The sequence below is a fragment of the Duganella fentianensis genome, assembly GCF_964031615.1.
Lineage (GTDB): Bacteria > Pseudomonadota > Gammaproteobacteria > Burkholderiales > Burkholderiaceae_D > Rugamonas > Rugamonas fentianensis_A.
In genome coordinates, this window is sequence record NZ_CAXIQN010000019.1 from 203,926 (window position 1) to 229,236 (window position 25,311).

15 protein-coding genes are annotated in these 25,311 nt (G+C 60.3%); 10 read left to right on the forward strand and 5 right to left on the reverse strand.

What is annotated here, in order from left to right; translation table 11 throughout:
• Positions 1-265: 265 nt before the first annotated feature.
• The 9 genes from ABNT42_RS13610 to ABNT42_RS13650 all read left to right on the forward strand — a co-directional run bounded on the left by ABNT42_RS13610 (position 266) and on the right by ABNT42_RS13650 (position 11,770).
• The gene (locus tag ABNT42_RS13610; RefSeq protein WP_348697776.1) at positions 266-2,275 is read left to right on the forward strand and encodes a bifunctional 2',3'-cyclic-nucleotide 2'-phosphodiesterase/3'-nucleotidase; all 2,010 of its coding nucleotides are present in this window, start codon (positions 266-268) and stop codon (positions 2,273-2,275) included.
• Positions 2,272-2,808: a sel1 repeat family protein gene (locus tag ABNT42_RS13615; RefSeq protein WP_348697778.1), complete on the forward strand. Its 537-nt coding sequence runs from the start codon at positions 2,272-2,274 to the stop codon at positions 2,806-2,808. Before ABNT42_RS13610 ends, ABNT42_RS13615 begins: the two co-directional genes overlap by 4 nt.
• 238 nt (positions 2,809-3,046) lie before the next feature.
• On the forward strand, positions 3,047-4,207 hold the full coding sequence (locus ABNT42_RS13620) for an ABC transporter substrate-binding protein (RefSeq protein ID WP_348697780.1): 1,161 nt from the start codon (positions 3,047-3,049) through the stop codon (positions 4,205-4,207).
• An 81-nt stretch (positions 4,208-4,288) separates the two neighbouring features.
• Positions 4,289-5,179: a branched-chain amino acid ABC transporter permease gene (locus ABNT42_RS13625; RefSeq protein ID WP_348697781.1), complete on the forward strand. Its 891-nt coding sequence runs from the start codon at positions 4,289-4,291 to the stop codon at positions 5,177-5,179.
• Between the two features lie 7 nt (positions 5,180-5,186).
• The gene (locus tag ABNT42_RS13630) at positions 5,187-7,136 is read left to right on the forward strand and encodes a branched-chain amino acid ABC transporter ATP-binding protein/permease (RefSeq protein ID WP_348697783.1); all 1,950 of its coding nucleotides are present in this window, start codon (positions 5,187-5,189) and stop codon (positions 7,134-7,136) included.
• Positions 7,137-7,157: 21 nt separating this feature from the next.
• Positions 7,158-7,880 carry an ABC transporter ATP-binding protein gene (locus ABNT42_RS13635; protein WP_348697785.1) on the forward strand — a complete coding sequence of 241 codons (723 nt, stop codon included), beginning with the start codon at positions 7,158-7,160 and terminating at the stop codon, positions 7,878-7,880.
• 4 nt (positions 7,881-7,884) lie between these two features.
• Positions 7,885-8,340, forward strand: a complete 456-nt coding sequence (locus ABNT42_RS13640) for a YbaK/EbsC family protein (RefSeq protein ID WP_348697787.1) — start codon at positions 7,885-7,887, stop codon at positions 8,338-8,340.
• Positions 8,334-10,406: an alpha/beta hydrolase domain-containing protein gene (locus ABNT42_RS13645; RefSeq protein WP_348697789.1), complete on the forward strand. Its 2,073-nt coding sequence runs from the start codon at positions 8,334-8,336 to the stop codon at positions 10,404-10,406. Before ABNT42_RS13640 ends, ABNT42_RS13645 begins: the two co-directional genes overlap by 7 nt.
• Complete coding sequence (locus ABNT42_RS13650; protein WP_348697791.1) at positions 10,403-11,770, forward strand: 8-oxoguanine deaminase; 1,368 nt, start codon at positions 10,403-10,405, stop codon at positions 11,768-11,770. Before ABNT42_RS13645 ends, ABNT42_RS13650 begins: the two co-directional genes overlap by 4 nt.
• A gap of 4 nt (positions 11,771-11,774) precedes the next feature.
• On the opposite strand, the gene ABNT42_RS13655 is transcribed toward ABNT42_RS13650, so the two are convergent.
• From ABNT42_RS13655 to ABNT42_RS13675, 5 genes are all read right to left on the reverse strand, one after another.
• A complete protein-coding gene (locus tag ABNT42_RS13655; RefSeq protein ID WP_348697793.1) occupies positions 11,775-12,104 on the reverse strand; it encodes a DUF2288 domain-containing protein in 330 nt (109 codons plus the stop codon).
• Positions 12,105-12,117: 13 nt separating this feature from the next.
• Complete coding sequence (locus ABNT42_RS13660; RefSeq protein WP_348697795.1) at positions 12,118-12,792, reverse strand: RES family NAD+ phosphorylase; 675 nt, start codon at positions 12,790-12,792, stop codon at positions 12,118-12,120.
• Complete coding sequence (locus ABNT42_RS13665; protein WP_348697796.1) at positions 12,793-13,230, reverse strand: MbcA/ParS/Xre antitoxin family protein; 438 nt, start codon at positions 13,228-13,230, stop codon at positions 12,793-12,795.
• Positions 13,231-13,295: 65 nt separating this feature from the next.
• Entirely contained in the window at positions 13,296-14,990 is a 1,695-nt protein-coding gene (recJ, locus tag ABNT42_RS13670) for a single-stranded-DNA-specific exonuclease RecJ (RefSeq protein ID WP_348697798.1), read from the reverse strand.
• A 1-nt stretch (position 14,991) separates the two neighbouring features.
• A complete protein-coding gene (locus ABNT42_RS13675) occupies positions 14,992-16,035 on the reverse strand; it encodes a hypothetical protein (RefSeq protein WP_348697800.1) in 1,044 nt (347 codons plus the stop codon).
• Positions 16,036-16,483: 448 nt separating this feature from the next.
• Between ABNT42_RS13675 and ABNT42_RS13680 the strand changes: the two genes are divergently transcribed.
• Positions 16,484-25,282: an SdrD B-like domain-containing protein gene (locus tag ABNT42_RS13680; protein WP_348697802.1), complete on the forward strand. Its 8,799-nt coding sequence runs from the start codon at positions 16,484-16,486 to the stop codon at positions 25,280-25,282.
• Positions 25,283-25,311 lie beyond the last annotated feature (29 nt).

Genomic DNA, 25,311 nt, shown 5'->3' on the forward strand with positions numbered 1-25,311 from the left:
CACAATGCTGCTCGCACCACCGGATGACTTGCTTCTCGCCCAGCTCCCATGATCAAGTTTTGTTTGGGAAGGGGATGGTGAAATGCTGCCATTTATGCCACAAAACAGGTAATATCTCGCCTCTGAGCCGCATGTTACTTGTGGTCGGCACGCTGTCTGCGTATGATTTCGCGCAGTGTGTCGTTGTCAAAACAATTACATTTCTGGAAACCGCTCACCCATGCGATCAGTGTTTCATCGTGCCACTGTGGCGCGCCGCCTAACGATGCTGTCTGCCTTATTGGCGGCCACTCTGGCGACCAGCCTGACGGCTTGCGTCAGCCTGCCGCATGACGCCGCGCCGCCGGCGGGCAGCCGCGCCAAGCTGGGTGTACTGGAAACGACCGATCTGCATGCCAATCTGGTGGGTTACGACTACTACAAGCTGAAGGCCGATCCTTCCATCGGACTGGAACGTACGGCGAATCTGATCGCTGCTGCACGCAAAGAGTATCCCAATAATGTGCTGCTGGATAATGGCGATGCCATACAGGGCACAGCGCTGGCCGACTATCAGGCGCTGGTAGCGCCGGTTTCTTGCGCGCAGACGCTGGCCATCTACAAGGCCATGAACCAGCTGGCCTACGATGGCGGCGGCATCGGCAACCACGAATTCAATTACGGACTGCCTTATTTGAATCAGGTTACGGCCAGCCATTTCGAAGTCGATGGCGTCGCCGCCGGCGCGGCGCGGTGCGCTGGTCCCGCTTTCCCGCTGGTGCTGGCGAATATCTATAGCAGCCGCACGCGCCAGCCGCTATTCCCACCTTACCGTATTTTGCAGCGCCAGATCAGCGCCACGGCGCCGGACGGTACGGCCATCCGCAGCAGCCTACGCATCGGTATTATCGGCTTTACGCCTCCTGCCGTGTTGCAGTGGGATCAGCGTGCGCTGGAGGGCAAGGTGTATGCCGAAGGTATGCGCGAGGCGGCACTCAAATATATCCCGCAGATGCGCGCCGAGGGCGCCGATGTGGTGATTGCGTTGGCGCATGGTGGTCTGGATGGTGCGCCCTACACGGCGGCGATGGAAGATGCGGGCTATTATCTGGCGCAAGTGCCCGGCGTCGATGTGCTGCTAATGGGGCATGCACACCAGAGCTTCCCGCAAGCGGATAGCCAGCTGCCGGCTTTTAATCTGGCCGGCATCGATAAGGTACGGGGCCGCGTCCATGGTGTGCCCGCCGTGATGGCTAATCTATGGGGCAAGCATCTGGGCGTGGTGGGGCTGCAGTTGCGTCACGATGGTCGGCGCTGGCAGATCGAGCGTGATGCCAGCACGGTGGAAGTGCGCGCAACGCGCCAGGCCGACCGCAGCTATGTGGCGCCCGATGCGGCGCTGGCCAGTCTGGTGGCAGCCGAGCATGAAGCCACGATCCGCTACGTACAGTCGCCGGTAGGGCAAAGTGACTTCCGCATGAGTAGCTATTTTGCCGATGTGGGGGATGTGACGGCGCTACAGGTGGTGAATCAGGCGCAGACGGATTATGTGCGGCGCTATATCGAAAGCAGCCGGCCATCTTGGGGCGGCCTGCCAGTGCTGTCTATGGCCTCGCCCTTCAAAACCGGTGCCGCCGGTGCGGCCGATTACACCGATGTACTGGCCGGTGGGCTGGCGTTGAATAATGTGGCCGATCTTTACCTGTATCCGAATGCATTGCAAGTGGTGCGGGTGAGCGGGGCGGAGCTGCGCGCATGGCTGGAAAAATCGGCCGAGCGCTTCAACCGTATCGATCCGGACAGCAGCACGCCGCAGGAACTGGTCAATCCGGCGGTGCCCGGATTTAACTTCGATGTGCTGACCGATGCTGACGTCAGCTATCAGATCGACATCAGCCAGCCGGTAGGACAGCGCATCAGCCGCCTGATCTATCGGGGCGTTGACGTGGCGTCGAACCAGCAGTTTCTGGTGGCAACCAATAACTACCGTGCCAGTGGTGGCGGCGCTTTCCCGGCACTCGATGGCAGCCGCACCGTGCTGGCCGCGCCGGATGCCAGCCGTGATGTGCTGATCAGCTATATCCGCGCACGGCGTCAGCTCAATTACAGCCGCGACGGCGCCCAGCGTAGCTGGCGTTTCGCGCCGCTTAAAACCCGTGCTCCGGTGGTGTTCCACTCGGCGCCACAGTTGCTGGAACTGGCCGAACAGGCCGGCTTGCGCGGCATTACCCAGTTAAACAACGATGATGGCGGCGGTAAAGGGCTGGCCTTGTACGCAATAGATTTGTCACTATGAATAAGCAATGCACTAAACGGGTGCGCCTGCTGCCGGCGGCGCTTGCAGCCATCCTGATGATGGCGGGTACGGTCTGCGCCGGGCCGGTCGATCAGGCCCGCCTGTATCTGCGCGGTAGTGCCGAGGTAGCAGTCAATCTGCCCAAGGCGTTCGCCTTGTTCAGCACAGCGGCCAAGGCTGGCGATGCGCAGGCCGCCTACTATCTGGGCATGATGTACCGTAACGGTATGGGTGCGAAGGCCGATGCCAAGGCGGCAGCGCACTGGCTGTCGTTCTCGGCCCGGCATCAGATGCCGGCCGCGATGTTCGCACTGGCCCACCTGTATCTGCGCGGCGAAGGCGTGAAACGGGATGAACTGGTGGCGCGTCGCTGGATAGAGAAGGCCGCCGATCTGGAGTATCCCGATGCCGTGATGGCTATGGCCATCGGTCTGCGTGATGGTTCCATGGGCTTCGAGCGCAATGAGGCGCTATATGAAACCCAGATGCGCTTTGCCCAGCGCGCACTGGAGCGCCGTACTTCGGGCATGTAAAGCCCGCGCAGCTAGGTAATCTTCCTTACAGCGAACTTACAACGAGGCCTGTTGCAGCAGGCCTTTTGGCGTTGTGCGATGCCGCACATGTATCTGTTGCTCGCGCTAGATAAGCCCCCTACAATGCACCATCGATGGGGCGTAATCTAGCCGTATTTCCAGCGTAGTTTCAGCATAGTTTCAGCATAGTTTCGATGTACTCGACACCATAAGAACGTTACATAACAGGAGATAGCAGATGACTTTCAAGTTGAAGTTGCTCGTTGCAGGGATAGCACTCGGTTTTTCGGCTGGCGCCATGGCGGCAGACCCCATCAAGATCGGCGTAGCCGGTCCGTTCACGGGCGGCTCAGCGCCCATGGGCGTTTCCATGCGTGACGGCGTCAAGCTGGCCGTGGCGGAAATCAATGCCAAAGGCGGCCTGCTGGGCCGCCAGATCCAGCTGATAGAACGCGATGACGAAGCCAAGAACGAGCGCGGCGTACAGATCGCGCAGGAGATGATCAACAAGGAACGCGTGGTCGCCACCGTTGGCTATATCAACACCGGCGTGGCGCTGGCGTCGCAGCGCTTCTATCAGGATGCCAAGATCCCCGTGATGAACAACGTGGCCACCGGCTCCATCATCACCAAGCAGTTCGCCGATCAGCCGGAGAACTACATCTTCCGCAACTCGGCCAATGACACCATCCAGTCGCACATGATCGTGCAGGAAGCGGTCGATAACCGCAAATTCAAGAAGGTGGCGATTCTGGCGGACTCCACCAACTACGGTCAGCTGGGTCGCGAAGATCTGGAGAAGGCACTCGACAAGAAGGGCATGAAAGCCGTCGCCACCGAGAAGTACAACCTGAAGGACGTCGATATGACGGCCCAGCTGCTGAAAGCCAAGCAGGCCGGCGCGGAAGTGGTGCTGACCTACGGTATCGGTCCCGAGCTGGCGCAGATCGCCAACGGCATGGAGAAGCTGGGCTGGAAAGTGCCGCTGATCGGTAGCTGGACCCTGTCGATGGCCAACTTCATCGACAACGCCGGCAAGAACGGCAACGGCACCCGCATGCCGCAAACCTTTATTCAGGATCCGAATACGCCCAAGCGTAAAGCCTTTATCGACGCTTATGTCAAAGCCTACCATCCGCCGGGCGACCGCATGCCTTCGCCAGTGTCGGCAGCGCAGGGTTACGATTCCATCTATCTGCTGGCAGCTGCCATCAAGCAGGCTGGCACCACCGAGGGGCCGAAAGTGAAGGCGGCGCTGGAGAATCTGAACGAGAAGATCGAAGGCGTGGTCACCACCTATAGCAAACCGTATAGCAAGGATAATCACGAAGCCATCACGGCCGATATCACCGTATTCGGTGAAGTCAAGGACGGTAAAGTCGTGGCGGCCGGTAAGTAAGCCGCACGGTTCTGGTTCTGGCCAGTCTTGATACGTCAAGTCTGGCCTTTTTCTTATCGATACAACCTATCGGTGGTCAATATGGAAATTCTGCTGCAACTGGCTTTCAGTGGCATTGCGCTCGGCATGATCTATGCCGTCATCGCTTTCGGCTACCAGCTAACCTTTGCCACTTCCGGCACCCTCAATTTCGGTCAGGGCGAATCACTGATGCTGGGCGCGCTGGTCGGCCTCAGTCTGGTGGGTAATATCCACGGCGGCCCTTACATGAGCTATCTGCTGATGATCCCGCTGGTGATCGTATTCGGCGCGCTACAGGGTATGTTCGTTGAATGGATAGGGGTGCGGCCCGCCATCAAGATCAAATCGGAATTCGGCTGGATCATGTCCACCATCGCGCTGGCCATTATCTTTAAAAACGTGGCGGAAAACATCTGGGGCAAGGATGACCTGACTTTCCCTATGCCGCTCAGTTCCGCACCGATCGAAATCTTCGGCGCCAATGTACAGCCCATGCAGATCGCCGTGATTGTGGGCGCGCTGGCCATCATGGCGGCCGTCGAACTGTTCAACCGCAAATCCATCTACGGCAAAGCCGTCGTTGCGACCGCCAATGACCGCGATGCGGCCGGCCTGATGGGGATTAATACCGGCATGGTGATTACTTTTTCGTATGCGCTGTCCTCGGCGACGGCGGCGTTTGCCGGTGTGCTGGTGGCGCCACTCACGCTGACGGGGGCCACCATGGGGGCTTCGCTGGGGCTGAAGGCTTTCGCCGTGGCCATCATCGGTGGCCTGACTTCGGGCGTGGGGGCGATCGTCGGCGGGCTGATACTGGGTATCGCCGAAACCATGACGGGCTATTACATCTCGACCGGCTACAAGGAAGTGCCGGGCTTGCTGCTGCTGTTGCTGGTGCTGGCGGTGAAACCGTCCGGCCTGTTCGGCAAAGCCGCCATCAAGAAAGTCTGAGGTCTACATGAACAAGAAGCTACTCGCCGCAAGCGTACTCGGACTGGCAGTACTGGCACTGTATCCGGTGCTGATTCCTAATCCTTACTATATCCATCTATTCGAAACGATACTGATCTACGCGATACTATTGTTCGGCCTCGATATCGTGGTCGGCTATACGGGGCAGGTATCGCTTGGTCACGCTGGGCTGTTCGGCATCGGTTCGTATGCCACCGGCGTGCTGGTATTCAAACTCGGTGCGCCGTTCTGGGTGGCGATACCGGCCAGTATTGCCAGCGCCGCCGTGTTCGGCGCCATCCTTGCGCTGCCCGCGCTGCGTGTGACGGGGCCCTATCTGGCCATGGTGACGCTGGCTTTCGGCACCATCATCCAGATTCTGATCAACGAGATGACCTTCCTGACGGAAGGCCCGATGGGCATCAAGATCGCCAAGCCGGTGATCTTTGGTCAGAAGCTCAGTGAAGTCAGCTACTACTACATGGTGGCCGTGCTGATGGTGCTGGCGCTGGTGATCGTGCACCGTGTGCTCAAGTCGAATCTGGGGCGGGCCTTCGAAGCGCTGCGCGATAGCCCGATTGCATCCGACTGCATGGGTGTCTCGGTATATCGCTACAAGGTGTATGCCTTCATCATCAGCGCCGGCTTTGCCGGTCTGGCGGGCAGCCTGTATGCCTATTCGGAAGAATACATCTCGCCCAATACCTACAACTTCGAGCTGACCATTCTGTTCCTGCTGGCCGTGATCATGGGCGGCCGCAAGACCCGTTCCGGTTCGCTGATCGGCGCGCTGATCGTGGTGATGCTGCCTAGCCTGCTGGCCGATATAGAGCTGTTCCGCCAGATCGCCGTTGCCGCCGCCGTGCTCGGTGTGCTGGGTTCGGCCCTGATGCTGGCTAAAAAGCGTAGCACGCTGCGTGGCGTGATGGTGCCGCTGGTGGCGACCATCGGTATGGCTGCCACGTCATTCAAGCTGGAGAACATTGTCGACTGGCGCCTGACGATCTTTGGCCTGATGACGCTGTTCGTGGTGTACTACCTGCAGGACGGTATTGTGGGCTTCCTGCAGAACCTGATGGGACGGGGTGCCCAGCATGCGCGTGGTGTGGCCGCCAGCGGTGTGGCACCGTTTGATCGTGCCCAGGGCGGAGCGGCTGGCAGTACGCTGTTGCAGGTGGACCAGATCCTGATGCAGTTCGGCGGCCTGAAAGCGCTGAATCAGGTGGATCTGAACGTGATACAGGGTTCGGTGCATGGCCTGATCGGGCCTAACGGTTCCGGCAAGAGCACCATGATGAATGTGCTGACGGGGATCTACAAGCCCACTAGCGGGAAGGTCAGCTTTGCCGGTGCCGTGATTTCCGGTCGCACGCCATCCGAGATTGCGCTGGGCGGTGTGGCGCGCACCTTCCAGAACGTGCAGCTATTCGGCGAAATGACGGCCACCGAGAATGTGCTGGTGGGGCTGCACAATACTTTCAAATCGAATGTGCTGGATGTGATGCTGCAGACGCCGCGCTACAAGGCCGAAGAAAAGGCCGCGCGCGAACGGGCCGCCAGCATCCTCGAATTCGTCGGCCTGTCTGCCATGGCCAACGAGGAAGCGCGCAATCTGCCGTATGGCAAGCAGCGCCTGCTGGAAATCGGCCGTGCGCTGGGGCTTAGCCCCCGTCTGCTGCTGCTGGATGAACCGGCGGCGGGCCTGACGGCGCCCGATATCAAGGAACTGATGGCGATTATCCGCAAGATCCGCGATCACGGCATTACCATCATCCTGATCGAGCACCACATGGACGTGGTGATGGCGCTGTCCGATACGGTGACAGTGCTGGACTTTGGCCAGAAGATTGCCGAAGGCGTGCCTAGCGCTGTGCAGAACGATGCCAAGGTGATCGAGGCTTACCTTGGCGGTAGCGGTGAAGAACACGGCGGTACCAAAGCGCCAGCGGCGTACTGAATAGACAGATAAGGATAGCCCATGCTTTCGATTTCAAATCTGCAGGCCGCCTACGGCAAAGTCGAAGTCCTGCACGGTATCTCGCTGGAAGTCCCCAAAGGTAAGCTGGTGACGCTGATCGGCTCCAACGGAGCCGGCAAAACCACCACTATGCGTGCCATTTCCGGCATGCTCAAGCCCAAGGGGGGCAAAGTGACGCTGGACGGCAAGGATATTACCGGCGTCGATTCGCACCGGATAGCCCGCGCCGGACTGGCACATTCACCGGAAGGGCGGCGGGTGTTCGCATCGATGACGGTATTGGACAACCTGCTGCTGGGGGCCTTTCCCCGGTTCACTCGCGCCCGCCCCAAAGGCGATATCAAGCACGATCTGGACAAGGCGCTGGAACTGTTCCCCCGCCTGAAAGAGCGGCAGACCCAGCTGGCCGGTACGCTGTCGGGCGGCGAGCAGCAGATGCTGGCCATGGCGCGCGCGGTCATGCTCAATCCCGAGGTCATTCTGCTGGATGAACCTTCGATGGGTCTGGCGCCGATACTGGTGGAGGAAGTGTTCCGCATTATCCAGCGTCTGAAGACGGAAGGCGTGACCATGCTACTGGTGGAGCAGTTTGCCGCTGCTGCACTAAACGTTGCCGATTATGGCTATGTGCTGGAGAATGGCAGTATCTCCGTCCACGGCCCGGCGGAGAGCCTGAAAACAGATCCCAAGGTGATCGCGGCCTACCTTGGAGGAGGACACTAGCAATATGAGTTTGCAATCGGTACGTGATTTTTTCGTCGCTCGCGACATGCAGATGCCCATCATCGAACTGGATGTGAGTACCGCCACCGTAGCACTGGCTGCCGAAGCGCACGGGGTGGAGCCGGGCCGGATCGCCAAGACGCTGGCGTTCCGGCTGGGGGAGGGCAAGATCATTCTGCTGGTGGCCAGCGGCGTGGCACGTATCGATAACCGCAAATTCAAGGACGCTTTCGGTAAAGGCAAGATGCTGGCGCCGGACGAAGTGGCCGATATTACTGGTCATCCTGTCGGCGGCGTCTGTCCGTTCGGGCTGGCGCAGGAGATTCCTGTCTATCTGGACCAGTCGCTGAATAATTACGACGAAGTGCTACCGGCAGCCGGCTCTATCAATAGTGCCGTGCGCATTACACCCGCCATGATCGCCAGCGTGACGGCAGGGACTTGGGTGGACGTATGCTGAAGCGCCTGAGCCTGAAGCTCGATCGGGTGGCTAGTGCCGTAGCGCTGGCTCTGCTGGCTGGCGCTTATGCGCCGGCACAGGGCGCAGTGGAGCGCATCGAAATTCGCGAGCGCGTGCCATTTGCGGCCGGCACCAGCTACGGCGAGACGGGAGCCTACGAAAAGATCCGCGGTGTTGCCCACTTTGCGCTCGATCCGCGTGACCGTGCCAATGCCAGCATCATCGATCTAGGGCGGGCGCCGCGTGACGAATACGGGCGCGTGCACTTCTCCAGCGAGTTCGTGCTGCTGCGACCAGTGCACGGCAAGCCGACCACGCTGATCTACGACGTCAACAACCGTGGCGGTATCGCCATGCTGGGGCAGATCAATGGCCGCAGCCCGGCCAATAACGACCCCAGCACGGCGGCCGATGCCGGCGATGGCTTCCTGATGCGGCACGGATTCAGTCTGCTGTTTTCCGCATGGACCTGGGATGTGGCGCCGGCCGCACCAGCGGCACGCCCGCTGGTATTGGCGCCGCCCGTACTGAAAGGCTTGCAGGGCAGGGTGAATAATGAGTTCACCGTGAATGCCGTCAGCGACATCGCCACGTATGCGGGCATGCGGGGCCTGACCTATGAACCGGCCACGCCTAACGATCCGCATGCCCAACTGACCCAGCGTCGCCGGCCGCAAGATCCGCGCCGGCCTGTTGCCCGCAGTAGCTGGCAGTTTGTCGAACCGGCGCAGGCCGGTGGTCCGGGGCGGATACGGCTGGAAGGCGGCTTTCAGCCCGATGTGATTTATGAACTAAGCTATGTGGCGCGTGACCCGTATGTGGCCGGTGCCGGCATGGCGGGGATACGCGATCTGCTGTCCTACCTGCGCGACCATCCGCTGGAAGGTGCTCCTGTGCCGAAAAATATTCTGATGTTCGGCATCAGCCAGTCCGGCCGCCTGATCGGCCGCATGCTGCATGATGGTCTGAATGTGGATGAAGGGGGCAAGCTGGTATTCGATGGCGCCTATCTGCACGTGCCCGGCGCCGGTGGCTCGGCCGGTTTCAATAGCCGCTTCGTGCAGCCGACCCGCCATCCGTCCATGCTGGAGGAGCACGACTATCCGGCTGACGCTTTCCCGTTCACGGCCACGCTCACGCGCGATCCCGTCAGCGGCAAGACCGCATCCACTCTCGACAGAGCGCGTGACCGGCAGGGGCGCTTGCCCAAGCTATTCATCGCCAACACCTCTACCGAATTCTGGAACCGCGGCGCTTCGCTGATCGCGACCACGCCGGATGGACTGGCCGATGTGGCGCCACCAGAGAATGTGCGCCTGTATGGCCTGATGGGGGCGCAGCATTATGTGGGACGTTCGCGCACGCGCGCACCGTTCACGGCCTGCGTCTCTACCAGCGACCACTACACCACTATGCGCGCACTGGTGCTGGCGCTGGATGAATGGACCAGTCAGGGCAAGGCGCCGCCTGCCAGCGCCTACCCGAGTCTGGATCAGCACACGCTAACCAGCGTCGCCGATTACCATGCGGTGTTCCCGAAAGGTCTGGGGATTACGCCGCCCGAGCAGAATCTGCGCGAACCGAGGCTGAAATTCGGCTGGCGCTACGAACGCTTCGGTATCGCCGATACCGTGCCGCCGAAACAGGGCGCTGCATACGAAACGCTGGTGCCGGTGCCGGATGCCGATGGCAATGACAAAGGCGGGGTGCGACTGGTGGAAGTGCAGGCGCCACTGGGCACCCATACGGGCTGGAATCTGCGTGCACCTGTAACGGGCTTTGCCTGGGCTACCTCGCGCTTCGATGGCAGCTTTGTACCGTTTGCCCGCACCGAGGCGGAGCGTCTGGCGGCGGGCGATCCGCGCCCCAGTCTGGCCGAACGCTACCCGACCCGCGACGATTTTGCTGCCGCCGTGCGCGCTGCAGCAGAGAACCTGATACGTGCGCGCCTGCTGCTGCCGGAAGATCTGGAGCGCACCATGGCTGGCAATCTGGGCCTGTACGACCGCATCCTGCAGCGTGATCCGGCCGATCAGAGCTGCAACTACCTGTTTGCCACGCCATGAGTAGAACTCTGCTGATCAGGAATGCGCGGGTGCTCGTCACGATGGACGAGCAGCGGCGCGAACTGGCCGATGGTGCGATATTTATCCGTGACCATGTCATCGAGCAGGTGGGTTATAGCGCCGATCTGCCGCAGTCGGCGGACGAGGTAATCGACGCCAGTGCCCATGTGGTGCTGCCCGGCCTGATCAACACCCATCACCATATGTACCAGAGCCTGACGCGCGCCATACCGGCCGCGCAGAACGGCGAACTGTTTAACTGGCTGACCAATTTATACCCCGTATGGGCCGGTCTGACGCCGGAGATGGTGCGGGTTTCGACCCAGACCGCGATGGCCGAACTGATACTGTCTGGCTGCACCACCAGCAGCGATCATCTTTACATCTATCCGAATGGCTGCAGGCTCGATGACAGTATTGAAGCTGCCAGCGAGATCGGCATGCGCTTCCATGCTGCGCGCGGCGCCATGAGCGTGGGCCAGTCGCAAGGGGGACTGCCGCCTGACCGTGTGGTGGAATGCGAAGCAGCCATCCTGAAAGATAGCCAGCGCCTGATCGAGCAGTATCACGACGCCGGCCGCCACGCCATGCAGCGCATCGTGGTGGCGCCCTGTTCGCCGTTTTCCGTCTCGCGCGATCTGATGAAGGAGGCGGCAGCGCTGGCGCGTAGCTATGGTGTGTCGCTACATACCCATCTGGCGGAAAACGCCAATGATATCGCCTACAGTCGCGAAAAATTCAATATGACGCCGGCCGAATATGCGGAAGACTGCGGCTGGGTAGGGCCGGATGTCTGGCATGCCCACTGCGTTCAGCTGGACGATGACGGCATCTATCTGTTCGCCCGCACGGGCACAGGCATTGCTCATTGTCCGTGCTCGAATATGCGCCTCGCCTCCGGCATCGCTCCGATCCGCAAGATGCTCGATCGTGGCGTAGCGGTGGGGCTGGGTGTGGATGGCAGTGCTTCCAATGACGCAGGCCATATGCTCGGCGAAGTACGTCAGGCCATGCTGCTGCAGCGCGTGGGTTTTGGGCCGGACGCCATGACGGCACGGCAGGCGCTGGAACTGGCTACGCTGGGTGGTGCCCGTGTACTCAATCGCGATGATATCGGCGCGCTCAAGCGGGGCATGTCGGCCGATCTGGTGCTGTTCCGCATGGATGGAATTGCGACCGCCGGTGCGTTACACGATCCGGTCGCGGCTTTGGTATTCTGCACTCCGCCAGCGGTGGACTACAGCATCATTCATGGCCGCGTCGTGGTGCGCGCTGGCCAGCTGGCCACGCTGGATTTGCCTGCGCTGATAGAACGGCATAACGGGCTGGCGCTGCAACTGGCGCAGGCTGCCCGTAACGCCTAGTATATCAGTGTACGCTGGTCGCTACAGCCTTCTGCTGCTGCACCAGGATGAAGGGGCTGACCACGCAGGCCCAGAGTTCGGCATTGGTTTCCAGCCAGCGCTGGGCCTGTTCATCGCTGACCTTGGCCAGCAGGCCTGCTTCCATCCAGCGGCTAATATTGGCCTTGTCGTCGTGCGAAATGCGCACCGCGACATCGACCAAATCGAGCGTATCGGCGATCCACACCACATTACCCTGGGCAAAATGCTTGAGCAGCTCGGTCCATGGCAGACGTGCCGTTTCGCGGTTGACCTTGTTGCGCAGTTCGATATCTTTTTCAGGTTTGGTTTGCATGGGCTTGCTTGATTCAGAGTGACTCGATGTTGGGGACAGGACTACCCCGCCATGTTAACCGATAGCTGGCGCCTTTGCGAACATTGCCCACGAGCGCGGGCCGGAAACAAACCAGATTGGTGCCGCCGGGATGCCGTACGCTAGGGTAGATCAGGCCTAGCGCGCCGCTGTCGAGCAGGCGTTCGGCCAGAGTCTGCGAGGCGATATAGCTATCCGGCTGCAGGCAGTCCTGATAACGGGGCTGGCTGCGTAGATCGTGGAAACTGGCGGTGAAATCGGCCAGCATGGTCTGATACTGCACGCTATCGTCGTAACGATTGATTTCGGCATATTCCACCGCTTTGTGGAAGCTCACTTCGGCCAGTGCCGTGGCGACGTCGAAAGCGCAGTACCAGGCGCCCCGTTCGCCCGTATTGAAGCGGCTGCCTTCGGGGCGGGCGTAAGTAAAAGCGGCGTTAATGATGCGGAAGTGCGGTACGCCGAACACCAGTTCATCGGTGGTGATACCGACGGCGCCACCATGCTGGGCACGCAGGCGGGCATTGGTGGCGTTATCGAGCTCGAACAGGTCATGCAATTCCTGATCGCTATCGGCCAGCGGCGAAAGCACCGAATCTTCCGTATCGGCGAAGCGCGAGGGCAGCAAACGGCAGGTATCGAACTGGCGCAGCGTGGTCAGCGGCAGCACTTACAGGCCTCCGCGCCGCGCATCGAGCAGCTGCCGCACGATCTGCATGGCCGGCAAGCCACCACTCAGCAGATAGGACAGCGGCGTGCGCCCGCCGAACAGCAGATTGCTGTTAGGCAGGCTGATCCACTCGTCGGCCAACTGGTCGCCATACAGGATGTGCAAGGCCTTGTAGATGCCTAGCAGATAGGAGATGCGCGTGATGCAGTCGACTTCCAGCGTGCGCTCAGGCTTTTTCTTCCACTCGTAGTAGGCACTATTGGAAATACCGCCCAGTAGTTCACGGGCGTCCTCGTCGCGCAGTTTCCAAGCTGCAACTAGCTTGAAGAAGCCCTTCAGTGCTGCTTTGCTCAGACGCTCGCGCTCGGCCTTGGCATTCAGGTCGACCAGTATGGTTGGTTCGAAGCGGCTGCGTGGGTAGGCGTAAGTCAGATTCATATCTCCTCCGTCTTTGGAGTATTTATACTCCTTTTCCGGATGGTGGTCAAACAGGGGGCGGGTAGTCAGGCGGCTTCCGCGTGTTCGACTAGTAATTGCACTTTTGTTACGCCGTTGTATTCGTTGGCATCCAGCCGGAATGCAACTTTTGCCCGTTCGCCTAGCGCATCCGTGTGGCCGAACCAGATGGCGTCGTAGCGCGCGCCGTTCTTTTCCAGCAGCAGTTTGAGGTGGCGCTCCTTGAGGATGCGCTGGCTGACTACGCGGAAGTCGTCGCAGAACACGGGCGGGGCAAAACCTTGCCCCCACACTTGTCCATCCATCAGGGCGATAAAGTCGGTGCTGAAATAGGCATCTTCCAGTGGGCCATCCGTTTCGATCACCCGTTCCAGTTGCTGGCTGCTCAGCCAGGCACGACCCACTTCTTCAAAGGCTGCGGCGAAAGCCTCAAAGGCGTCGGCGCGCAGAGTCAGACCGGCCGCCATGGCATGGCCACCGAACTTGTCGATCAGCGAGGGGGCTTTTTTGGAGACCAGATCGAGCGCATCGCGCAGGTGGAAGCCGGGGATGGAGCGGCCCGAACCTTTGATCCAGCCATCGCCGCCGGGAGCGAAAGTGATGGTGGGGCGGAAGAACTTCTCTTTCAGGCGCGAAGCGACGATGCCGATCACCCCTTGATGCCAGTCCGGATCGAACACGCAGATCGTGCTGCTGTTGGCCGGCTCGAAACTATCCAGATGGAGCAGGGCGGTATCCTGCATCTCCGCTTCGATTTCGCGCCGCTTCAGATTGATGTCGTTGAGTTGCTGGGCCAGTTCCCATGCGCGGCTGTCGTCATCCGTGATCAGACATTCGATCCCTAGCGACATATCTTCCAGCCGTCCCGCCGCATTCAGGCGTGGCCCCAGCGCAAAGCCCAGATCGAAGGGATTGGCCGTGCGCGGGTTGCGTCCCGCGACGCGGAACAGGGCGGCAACGCCGGCGTGCATGCGGCCGGCGCGCATGCGCTTTAGCCCCTGCGCTACCAGTATGCGGTTATTCGTATCGAGCCGCACCACGTCGGCCACCGTGCCCAGTGCCACCAGATCGAGCAGGTGGTCGAGCTTGGGCTGGGTCTGGGCATCGAACACGCCACGCCGGCGCAGTTCGGCGCGCAGGGCCAGTAGCACATAGAACACCACGCCTACACCGGCTATATGCTTGCTGGGAAAGCCGCAGCCGGGCTGGTTGGGATTGACGATGACCTGCGCGGCGGGCAACTCGTCACCGGGCAGGTGGTGGTCGGTGACCACCACGGCGATGCCGCGCCGGTTGGCTTCGGCCACGCCGCTGATGCTGGCGATGCCGTTATCCACCGTAATGATGATGTCCGGTTGCTTTTCTGCCGCTGTCAGGGCGACGATCTCGGGCGTCAGGCCATAGCCGTACTCGAAGCGGTTGGGTACGATGAAATCGATCTCCGCGCCCATGCTGCGCAGGCCGCGCAGGGCCACGGCGCAGGCGGTGGCGCCATCACAGTCGTAGTCGGCCACGATCACCATGCGGGCACGGCGGGCGATGGCGTCGGCCAGAAATGCGGCGGCAGCATCGATATGCAGCAAGGCGCCGGGCGGGGTCATGGCCGCTAGTTCACTGGAAAGTTCCTGCGGGTTAGTCAGGCCGCGGGCGGCGTAGAGCCGTGCCAGTACCGGATGGATGCCGCCCTGACGCAGCATTTCGGCCGCACGTAAGGGGCAGGGACGGGTGGCGATACGGGTCATGTCAGCCTTGCTTCGATAAAGTGTTCAAGTTGCATTTTTTCCAGAAAGCGTGTAGTGCCAGACGCGTGCAATCGATCTGCACCGTGCGTTCGCGGTCGCTCAGCAGCAAAGTCAGCTGATCGATCTGTCCGCTGCGTAAAGCTTGCAGCAAGGGAGCCAGCCAGATGCGTTCGATCGCGTGCATGCGTTCCAGCCAGACCGACCATTCGCCCGCCTGTGCCGGCGCGATCAGATCGGCCACCAGCAAGGGGCGTGGCGCCGCCAGTAACTGTTCGGGCTGGGTCGCAATCCCACCACTGCCGGCCAGCGCCTGCATCCAGTCGGTGCCGCCGGCGATGGCTAGCGCGGGCATGGCAGCGCTACGGGCCGGCGCACCGCCCCAGATCCAGCAGGCATTGATGATTGCGGCTCCGCGCGCTTCGCGGGCCTGATTGACGGGATGTTCGTGCCAGGCCATCTGCACTTCATTCTGCAGGCGGCGGCCGCTACGGGCCAGTTCGCCTTCAGGCATCCAGTCGGCCACGTTCTGGGTAACGGCAGCATCGGGGCTGGCGGTGTCGAGGCTGGCCCAGGCGTCGGCCCGCCAGAACCACAGTTGCGGGCCGGCATATAGCAGCGTGCCGCCTTGCTGTTCGAAGCTAGGACGGGCGCTGTCGAACAGCGCGCGCGATTCGGCTTCGGACAGCGCGATATTGCGCTGGTCGGCTAGTAACAGATGGGTGCGGGCCAGTTGGAGGTGAGCGGGCTGGACCATGAACCAGTGGCCCTGCTGTGCAGCGGCACCCAGTTGGCAGCCGTGCATGGCGGCGGTGGCCAGGGCCACGCTGTCGCCGGATTGAGCGTCGAGTCGGGCCAGCCAGACTTCGTGGGGTAGGGCGCGGGCCTCACTGCGGAATACCTGCCGTTGCAAACGTTTGTGGCGCGATAACAACGTAGCGTAGGCGGGCGTATCCAGTACTCGGATCAGGTCGCCAGAGAGTTCTTCGGGTGGCAGGGCAAAGGGAAGTGCAACGGTAATCTGGTTCATGGCGCCATTGTAGGCCATCCCGCACTGCTTTGGAAAATTGCTATCGGGAATAATAAAGTACAAAAAAGAATCTTTTTTTAAGGAAAATTCATTTCATTTGTACAAAGTTTGCTATAATCTCGACAAGAGAAATATCTTTTAGGCATGACTCTAGACCTGTCACTGCCTGATGTAAGTCAAGCCGACACTGCTGACCCAGCCCCGTCACCAGTCTTAGCGGCCAGTTCATCAGACCCAAGAACAACTTTTAAAGACTAAGAAAAATGACGAAAACTACTTTCAGCGGTGTTGCAGCAGAGGTGCAGGCATGAGTAATCCTTTAGTCAGAACCTCAATCAATGTATTTGAAGATACCGAAAACACGTTTGAAATTCGTGACTTATTGAAGCAGGCGGGATTTGATAGTACGGGAGACCTGAAGGTCACGGGCATCCGTGTAACCATGCCGGATGGATCCGTTAAGACGGTGAATACCGGACTCTTCGGCACTGTCGATCAGGATACGATTTACGTTCGTCCCGGGCAGTGGGCCAAGGATTGGTTTGGTAAATTCACCACGCTGGAAGTAGTACTGGAAGAAGGCGTTGGCGGTGGTTCCGTCAACTTGAGTCTGACAGTCAATGTTGATCCGGTTAACGATGCGCCGGTCGCAGCAGATAAGGTTTTCGACCTGACCAACGGCAATGCAGTCGTACTGGCACGTGCCGATTTCGGCTTTGTCGATCCGGTTGAACACGACGGCTTTAAATCGGTCATCATTTCGTCGCTGCCTAGTGCAGGCAAACTGATGCTGAATGGCGTGGAAGTTGCGTTGAACACGGAAATCAGCGTAGCCGAGATTGATGCTGGAAATCTGAGTTTCGTTCCTAGCCAAACGCAGGCCGGCAGCTTCGACGTCGGTTTCCACGTGCGCGACACGGGCGGCACGGTGGGCCCGGGCGCGATTGATACCAGCGTGGCAGAAAATCACCTGACCTTCAAAGTACCACCGGCACATCTGGGCGATTTCGTCTGGGAAGACAGCAACGGCAATGGCGTGCAGGACAGCGGCGAAGCCGGTCTGGCCGATGTGGTGGTGCAGCTAAAGGATGGTAGCGGGAATGTTGTCGCTAGCACCAAGACCGAAGCGAACGGTCAATACCATTTCGATGTAAATCCCGGCACCTACTCGGTGACCGTGCAGGCGCCGAACGGCTATGTGGCCACCGGCAAAGGGCTGGGCGGCGACGCTGCGGCCGACAGCGATATCGATGCGCAAGGCAACACTGCCAGCATCACGCTGGCGCCGGGTGAAACCAACAATAAGGCCGATGCGGGGCTGGTACGTCCCGTCTCGCTGGGCAGCACCGTGTGGTACGACACTAACCGTGATGGCGTGCAGAACAATGGCGAAACCGGCGTGGCCGGCGTCAAAGTCACGCTGCTCGATGCCAACGGTCAGTCGACTGGCATTAGCGCGACCACCGATGCTAGCGGCCATTACCAGTTCGAGGGCCTGAAGCCCGGCAGCTATAGCGTGCAGTTCGAAAAGACCTCGCTGCCGGTAGATTTCTACTTCACCGAGCAAGGTCAGGGCGGCGACGCCGGCAAGGACTCGGACGCTGATGTCAGCACCGGCATGACCGCGCAGGTCACCCTGAATTCCGGTGCTAGCGCCCAGCATCTGGATGCCGGTATCGTGGTGCGCCAGGCCACCGTGGGCGACCGCGTGTGGGAAGACGCTAACGGTAACGGCCAGCAGGACGCTGGCGAGCAGGGTATCGATGGCGCACAGGTGAGCCTGAAGGATGCGTCCGGTAAGGTGATCAGCACCGTGACCACCCACGATGGCGGCCAGTACAGCTTCACCGTTGATCCGGGCACCTACTCGGTCTCCGTGTCGGCGCCGAATGGCTTTGTTGCCACCACCGGCAATCCGGGCACTGCCGGCACTGCCGTCAGCCTGAAGGCAGGCCAGACCAATGCCGAGATCGACTTTGGCTACTACCGTCCTGCAACGCTGGGCGATAAAGTCTGGATCGACGCCAACCGCGACGGCGTACAGGATGCCAGCGAAGCCGGTGTGGCCGGCGTGAAAGTGGTGCTGCTCGATGCCAGCGGCAAGCCGACGGGCGCCGTGGCCACCACCGATGCCAACGGTAACTACAGCTTCAACGATCTGAAGCCGGGCACCTACAGCGTGCAATTCGACAAAGCCACGCTGCCAGCCAATTACGTGTTCACCACCGCCGGCCAGGGCGGTGCCAACGATTCCGACGCTAACGCCGATACCGGCCTGACCGCGCAGGTGACGCTGGCATCCGGTGACCACAATACCGATCTTGATGCGGGTCTGGTGGTAGTTCAGGGCAAACTGGGTGACCGCGTCTGGGAAGACAAGAATGGTAATGGCGTGCAGGATGCCGGCGAGCAGGGCGTCGATGGCGCCGTGGTCACGCTGAAAGCGGCTGACGGCCATGTGGTCAGCACGGTCACCACCCATGATGGCGGCCAGTACAGCTTCACGGTAGATCCGGGTACCTATTCGGTGTCCGTGGCCGCGCCGAGCGGCTATGTATTTACCGCTGCGGGCAAAGGTGGCAACGGCGCACTCGATAGCGATGTGGGTGCCGACGGCAGTAGCGCTGTCGTCAACGTCAGTTCCGGTTCAGATAACACGGATATCGATGCCGGCGTGTACCGTCCGGCCAGCCTGAGCGAAGTGGTCTGGATCGATGCCAACCGCGACGGTCGCCTCAATAACGGCGAAGTGGGCGCAGCGGGCGTGACCGTCACCCTGCTCGATGCGAATGGCAACCCGGTTGCCGGCGCAGTCGCGACTACCGACGCCAACGGCCACTATCAGTTCGATGGCCTGGCACCAGGCAGCTACAGTGTGCAGTTCGATAAAGCCAGCCTGCCAGCCGGTTACAACTTCACCAGCGCAGCGCAAGGCGGTCCTGCGGGCGCCGGTTCCGATGCCGACACTACCACCGGTAAAACCGCACAGGTGACGCTGGCTTCGGGCGACAACCTGACCTTGCGTGCAGGTCTGATCGTGCAGCAGGCCACGCTGGGTGACCGTGTATGGGAAGATAGCAATGGCAATGGCGTTCAGGATAGCGGCGAGCAGGGTCTGAACGGCGTGACCGTCGATCTGAAAGATAGTCTGGGCAATACCGTTGCCAGCACTGTCACCCATGATGGCGGCCAGTACAGCTTCACGGTGGATCCGGGGACTTACAGCATCGCGGTCAAAGCCCCAGCGGGTTACGCGGCCACTGCGCAGGCGCAGGGCAGCAATGCTGCCGCTGACAGCGATATCGATGCCACTGGCAACAGCGCCAGCATCACCCTGACGGCGGGCCAGAACAACGGCAATCTGGATGCCGGTCTGGTGAAATTCTCCGATCTGGGCGATACCGTGTGGAATGACACTAACCGCAACGGCTTGCAGGATGCCGGCGAGACGGGGCGTGCCGATGTCAAAGTGACGCTGCTCGACGCAAACGGCGCCGTAGTTGCTACCACCACCACCGATACTGCCGGTCACTACCTGTTCGACAACCTGAAACCGGGCGTGTACAGCGTGCAGTTCGACAAAGCTTCGCTGGGCGAGGGTTATCAGTTCACCAGCGTTCATGCTGGCAACGCGGCGACCGACTCCGATGCCGACGTCAATACCGGCCTGACCCAGCAGGTAACGCTGACCTCCGGTAGCAGCGACCGTGCGCTGGATGCGGGCGTGACCGTGGTACAGGCAAACATGAGCAGCCGTGTGTGGGAAGATAAGAACGGCAACGGCGTGCAGGATGCCGGTGAAGCCGGCATCGTCGGCGCCAAGGTCGAGCTCAAGGACGAGAGCGGCAAAGTGGTGGCTACCACCAGCACTGGCACCGATGGCAAGTACAGCTTCACCGTTGATCCGGGTAAATATTCGATCTCGGTAACGGCGCCGGCCGGCAGCACCGTGACGTCGCAGCATAGCGGTAGCGACAGCAGCATCGATAGCGATATCGGCAGCAATGGCCAGAGCGAAGTATTTACTCTGAACTCGGGCAATAACGACGCCCATATCGATGCCGGCTATTACAAGGCAGCATCGCTGGGTAACCGTGTCTGGCTCGATAGCAACAAAAATGGTGTGCAGGATAGCGCTGAAGCCGGTGTGGCCGGCGTTAAAGTGCTGCTGCTTGATGCCAGCGGCAATCCTACCGGCGCCAGTGCGATAACGGACGGCAACGGTAGCTACAGCTTTACCAACCTGAAGCCGGGCACCTACAGCGTGCAGTTTGACACCAGCACGCTGCCAGCCAACTACGTACTGACCAATGCCCATGCGGGCAGCAATGGCGCAATCGACTCGGATGCCAATCGCGTTACCGGAGTAACCCAGCAGGTAACGCTGAACTCGGGCGATAGCAATCAGGATCTGGATGCCGGTATCGTGGCGCTGCCTGCCACCATTGGCGATCGGGTCTGGCTCGATACGAACGGCAATGGTGTGCAGGATGGTGGCGAACAGGGCGTTGATGGCGTGGTGGTCACGCTGAAAGGCGCCAACGGCGCAACGCTGGGTTCCGTTACTACCCATGATGGCGGTCAGTACAGCTTCACGGTCGATCCCGGTACTTATACGGTATCGGTAGCACCACCTAGCGGTTATGCTTTCACGGCGGCCGGCAAGGGCGGTAACGGTGCGCTGGACAGCGATGTCAACAGCAATGGCTCGGTAAGCGTGTCGGTGCAAGCCGGTGAAGTGAATACCGACGTCGATGCCGGCATTTATCGTCCCGCTTCGCTCAGCGAAATCGTCTGGATCGATAGCAATCGTGACGGTCGCCTGAACAATGGCGAAGTGGGTGCGGCCGGCATCAAGGTCACCCTGCTGGATGCTAACGGCAATCCGGTCGCGGGCGCTTCCGCAGTGACCGATGCCAATGGCCACTACCAGTTCAATGGTCTGGCTCCGGGCGTGTACAGTGTGCAGTTCGATAAGAGCACGCTGCCAGCCGGTTACAACTTCACGTCCGCCACGCAGGGTGCGCCAGGCAGCGGCGGTTCCGATGCCGATACGGGCAGCGGCAAGACGGGGCAGGTTACGCTGAATTCGGGCGACAGCCTGACCGTGCGCGCTGGTCTGACCGTGCAGCAAGGTACGCTGGGCGACCGCGTGTGGGAAGACAGCAATGGCAATGGCGTGCAGGATAGCGGCGAGACCGGTATCGATGGTGTCAAGGTCGATCTGAAAGACAGCCTGGGCAACACCGTCGCTTCCACTGTCAGCCATGATGGCGGCCAGTACAGCTTCACGGTCGATCCGGGCACTTACTCGATCGCCGTGACGGCACCGGCCGGCTATGGCATCAGCACCAAGAATCAGGGTAGCGATACGGCTGCGGACAGCGATATCGATGCTGCCGGCAAGAGCGGCAGCGTGACGCTGGCGGCAGGCCAGTCCAACACCACGGTGGACGCCGGCCTGTACAAATTCGCCGAACTGGGCGATGTAGTATGGAACGATAGCAACCGTAACGGCGTGCAGGATAGCGGTGAAACCGGTCGTGCCGGCGTGAAAGTCACGCTGCTGGATGCGGCCGGCAAAGCCGTTGCCAGCACCACCACGGACGTCGATGGCCACTACCTGTTCAACAACCTGAAACCAGGCACCTACAGTGTGCAGTTCGACAAGACCACGCTGGGTACGGGTTACGCCTTCACCAGCGCCCATACGGGTACGAACGGTAATCTGGATTCCGACGCCGATGTGAACACGGGTGTCACCCAGCAGGTCACGCTGACGTCCGGCGGCTCCAACCACAATCTGGATGCCGGTGTGGTCGCGCTGCAGGCGACTATCGGTGACCGTGTGTGGGAAGACAAGAACGGCAACGGCATTCAGGATACGGGTGAAGCGGGTCTGGTGGGTGTCAAGGTCGATCTGAAAGACGAGGCAGGCAACATCGTCAAAACCACCACGACGGGTACTGACGGCAAATACAGCTTCACCGTTGATGCTGGCAAATACGCGATCTCGGTCACCGCGCCTAGCGGTATGCTGGCCACCAGCAAGGACGCGGGCAGTAACGATGCGGCCGATAGCGACATCAACAGCAGCGGTCAGAGCGATCTGGTCACGCTGACTGCCGGTCAGAGCAACGTCAATCTGGACGCCGGTCTGTATAAGGGCGCTACGCTGGGTGACCGGGTCTGGCTCGATACCAACCGTAACGGCCTGCAGGACACGGGCGAACTGGGCGTGGCCGGCGTAAAAGTGATCCTGCTGGATCAGGCTGGCAATCCTACGGGCACCACGGCGACCACGGATGCCAATGGTAGCTACAGCTTCACCAACCTGAAGCCGGGCACCTACAGCGTGCAGTTCGACAAGACGACCTTGCCGCTGAACTACATCTTCACCAATGCCGACCAGGGTAGCAGCGATGCCAAGGATTCGGACGCCAACGTCAGCACCGGCAAGACGGCGCAGGTAAGTCTGACTTCGGGTCAGGTGTATAGCGATCTGGACGCGGGCGTGATGGCGATACAGGCCAAGCTGGGCGATACCGTCTGGGAAGACAAGAACGGTAATGGCGTGCAGGATACGGGCGAAGCCGGTCTGTGCGGCGTCAGCGTGCAGCTCAAGGATGCCACGGGCAAAGTGGTGGCGACCACCACTACCGATGCCGCTGGCCGCTACACCTTCACGGCAGATCCGGGCAGCTACACGGTGTCCGTTACGGCACCGAGCGGCTACAGTTTCACGGGCAAGGATGCCGGAAGCGACGATGCCAAGGATAGCGACTTCAGCAGCGCTGGCGTCAGCGACGTGATCAAGCTGGCTGCGGCCGAAATCAACACGACCGTCGATGCTGGTCTGTACAAGGGCGCCGCGATTGGCGACCGGGTCTGGTATGACAGCAACAAGAACGGCCTGCAAGATACTGACGAATGCGGCGTCGCCGGCGTCAAAGTGGTACTGCTGGACGCCAATGGCAAGCAGGTGGGTAATGCCGTGACCACGGATTGCGACGGCAACTATATGTTCAGCAATCTGAAACCAGGCGTGTACACCGTGCAGTTCGACAAGAGCTCGCTGCCGGAAGGTATGACCTTCACCACCGCCAATCAGGGTAGCAGCGATACGCTGGATTCGGATGTGAACGCCAGTGGTCTGTCGCACATGGTGACGCTGGTATCCGGCCAGACTGATAAATCGGTCGATGCCGGTGTGGTGGCAGCAGCGACCATCGGCGACAAGGTCTGGATAGACAAGAACGGCAATGGTCTGCAGGATGATGGCAGCGACAGCGGCAAGGCTGGTGTCACGGTAGAACTGCGCAACGCGGCTGGTAACGTGGTTAAAACCACCACCACCGACGCAAGCGGCAATTACAAGTTCTCGGTGGAAGCCGGTACCTATTCCGTCAGCGTGAAAGCGCCGACCGGTTATACCCTGACCACGGCTGGTGCCGGTAGCGATCGTGCACTCGATAGCAATGCCGATGCCAGCGGTAACCTGGGTACGGTAACGGTGGCTGCCGGCCAGAGTGTGACCAACTTCGATGCCGGTCTGTACCAGAAGGCCACGATCGGCGATAAAGTCTGGTACGACACGAATGGCGATGGCATCAAGCAGTCGACCGAACTGGGCGCGGCCAATGTCACGGTAGCGCTGCTGAATGAAAAAGGTGTAGTGGTAGCGACCGACGTGACCGATTCTAGCGGTGCCTATCTGTTCACCGATCTGGGACCGGGCAAATACTCGGTCAAGTTCACCGCGCCGAGCGGCTATATGTTCACCAAGCAGGATCAGGGCACCAATGACAGTGTCGATTCGGATGCCGCGGCCAATGGTGTGACCGCGCAGTTCAGCGTCAGCTCCGGCGCCAGCGATCTGACCCGCGAAGCGGGCCTGATCAAGGCGGGCAGTATCGGCAATCTGGTGTGGGAAGACAGCAACTACAACGGCGTGCAGGATGCCGGTGAAGCTGGTGTCGATGGTGTGACGGTCAAGCTGTACGACGCTAACAACGTGCTGAAAGCCACCACGCTGACCCATGATGGCGGCCAGTACCAGTTCACGGGTCTGAGCGCAGGTTCGTATCAGGTGGAAGTGACCAACAAGACTGGTTACTACTTCACCAAGACGGGCGCAGGTACGAGCACCACCAATTCCGATATCACCAGCATCAGCGGCAGCACGGGCCGGATGGATACCATCACGCTGGCAGCTGGTCAGGACATCAGCAACAAGGACGCCGGTGTGTATCGTAAAGCCAGCATTGGCGACAAGGTCTGGCGTGACGCTAACCACAACGGGATACAGGATTCCGGCGAAGAAGGTATCGGCGGCATCAGTGTCGCGCTGTTCGACTCCACCACCAATAAACAGGTGGGTTCGACCATCAAGACGGATGCCAACGGCAACTACAAGTTTGCCGATCTGAATCCGGGTACCTACTATCTGGTGTTCGACAAGACCAATGTGACGGTGACCTTTGCTTCCGATAAAGGCACTTACAACATGAGTAACTGGAAGTGGGGCGTGAAAAACGTGGGTAGCAACGATGCCATCGATTCGGACGTGGTGGGCGATGCGAAAGACTACGCCAATGTGACCCACACCGACACCATCACGCTGACCTCGGGCAAGAACGACATGAGCTGGGATGCCACCATCACCCCGATCGCGATCGATCTGAATGGTGACGGCATCCACACCATCGCGCGTGAAGCGATGACGGGCAGCTTCGATTTGCTGGGTACGGGTAAAGCCATCCAGACGGGCTGGCTCTCGTCCGGCGACGGCTTCCTCGCCATCGATAGCAACGCCAACGGCAGCATCGATGACATCAGCGAACTGTTCGGTGGCGCCGCCAAGGGTGCCGGCTTCGCCAAGCTGGAAACTTTTGACAGCAACCACGACGGTGTGGTCGATGCCAAGGACGCCCAGTTTGCCGAACTGCGTGTCTGGCAGGATGCCAACAGCAACGGCAAGACCGATGCGGGCGAACTGATGACGCTGGAACAGGCCGGTGTGGCCAGCCTGAAGGTCAGCTTCGTGGAACTGCCGTTCGTTGATGCCAACAACAACGTCCATCTGGAGCGTAGCAGCGTCGTGATGAGCAACGGCCAGAGTGCCGACATGACCGACGTCTACTTCAATGTGGCACGTGAAGACGCCCTGGCCGCCGGCATCACGGCACCGACGATAGACGATCTGGTAAATGCTGAAACTGTGGCAACTTTAGTTGGTCAAAGCCAAATTTTTGCACACATTTAAAATTTCTTGTTACAATATACGAAAGACAA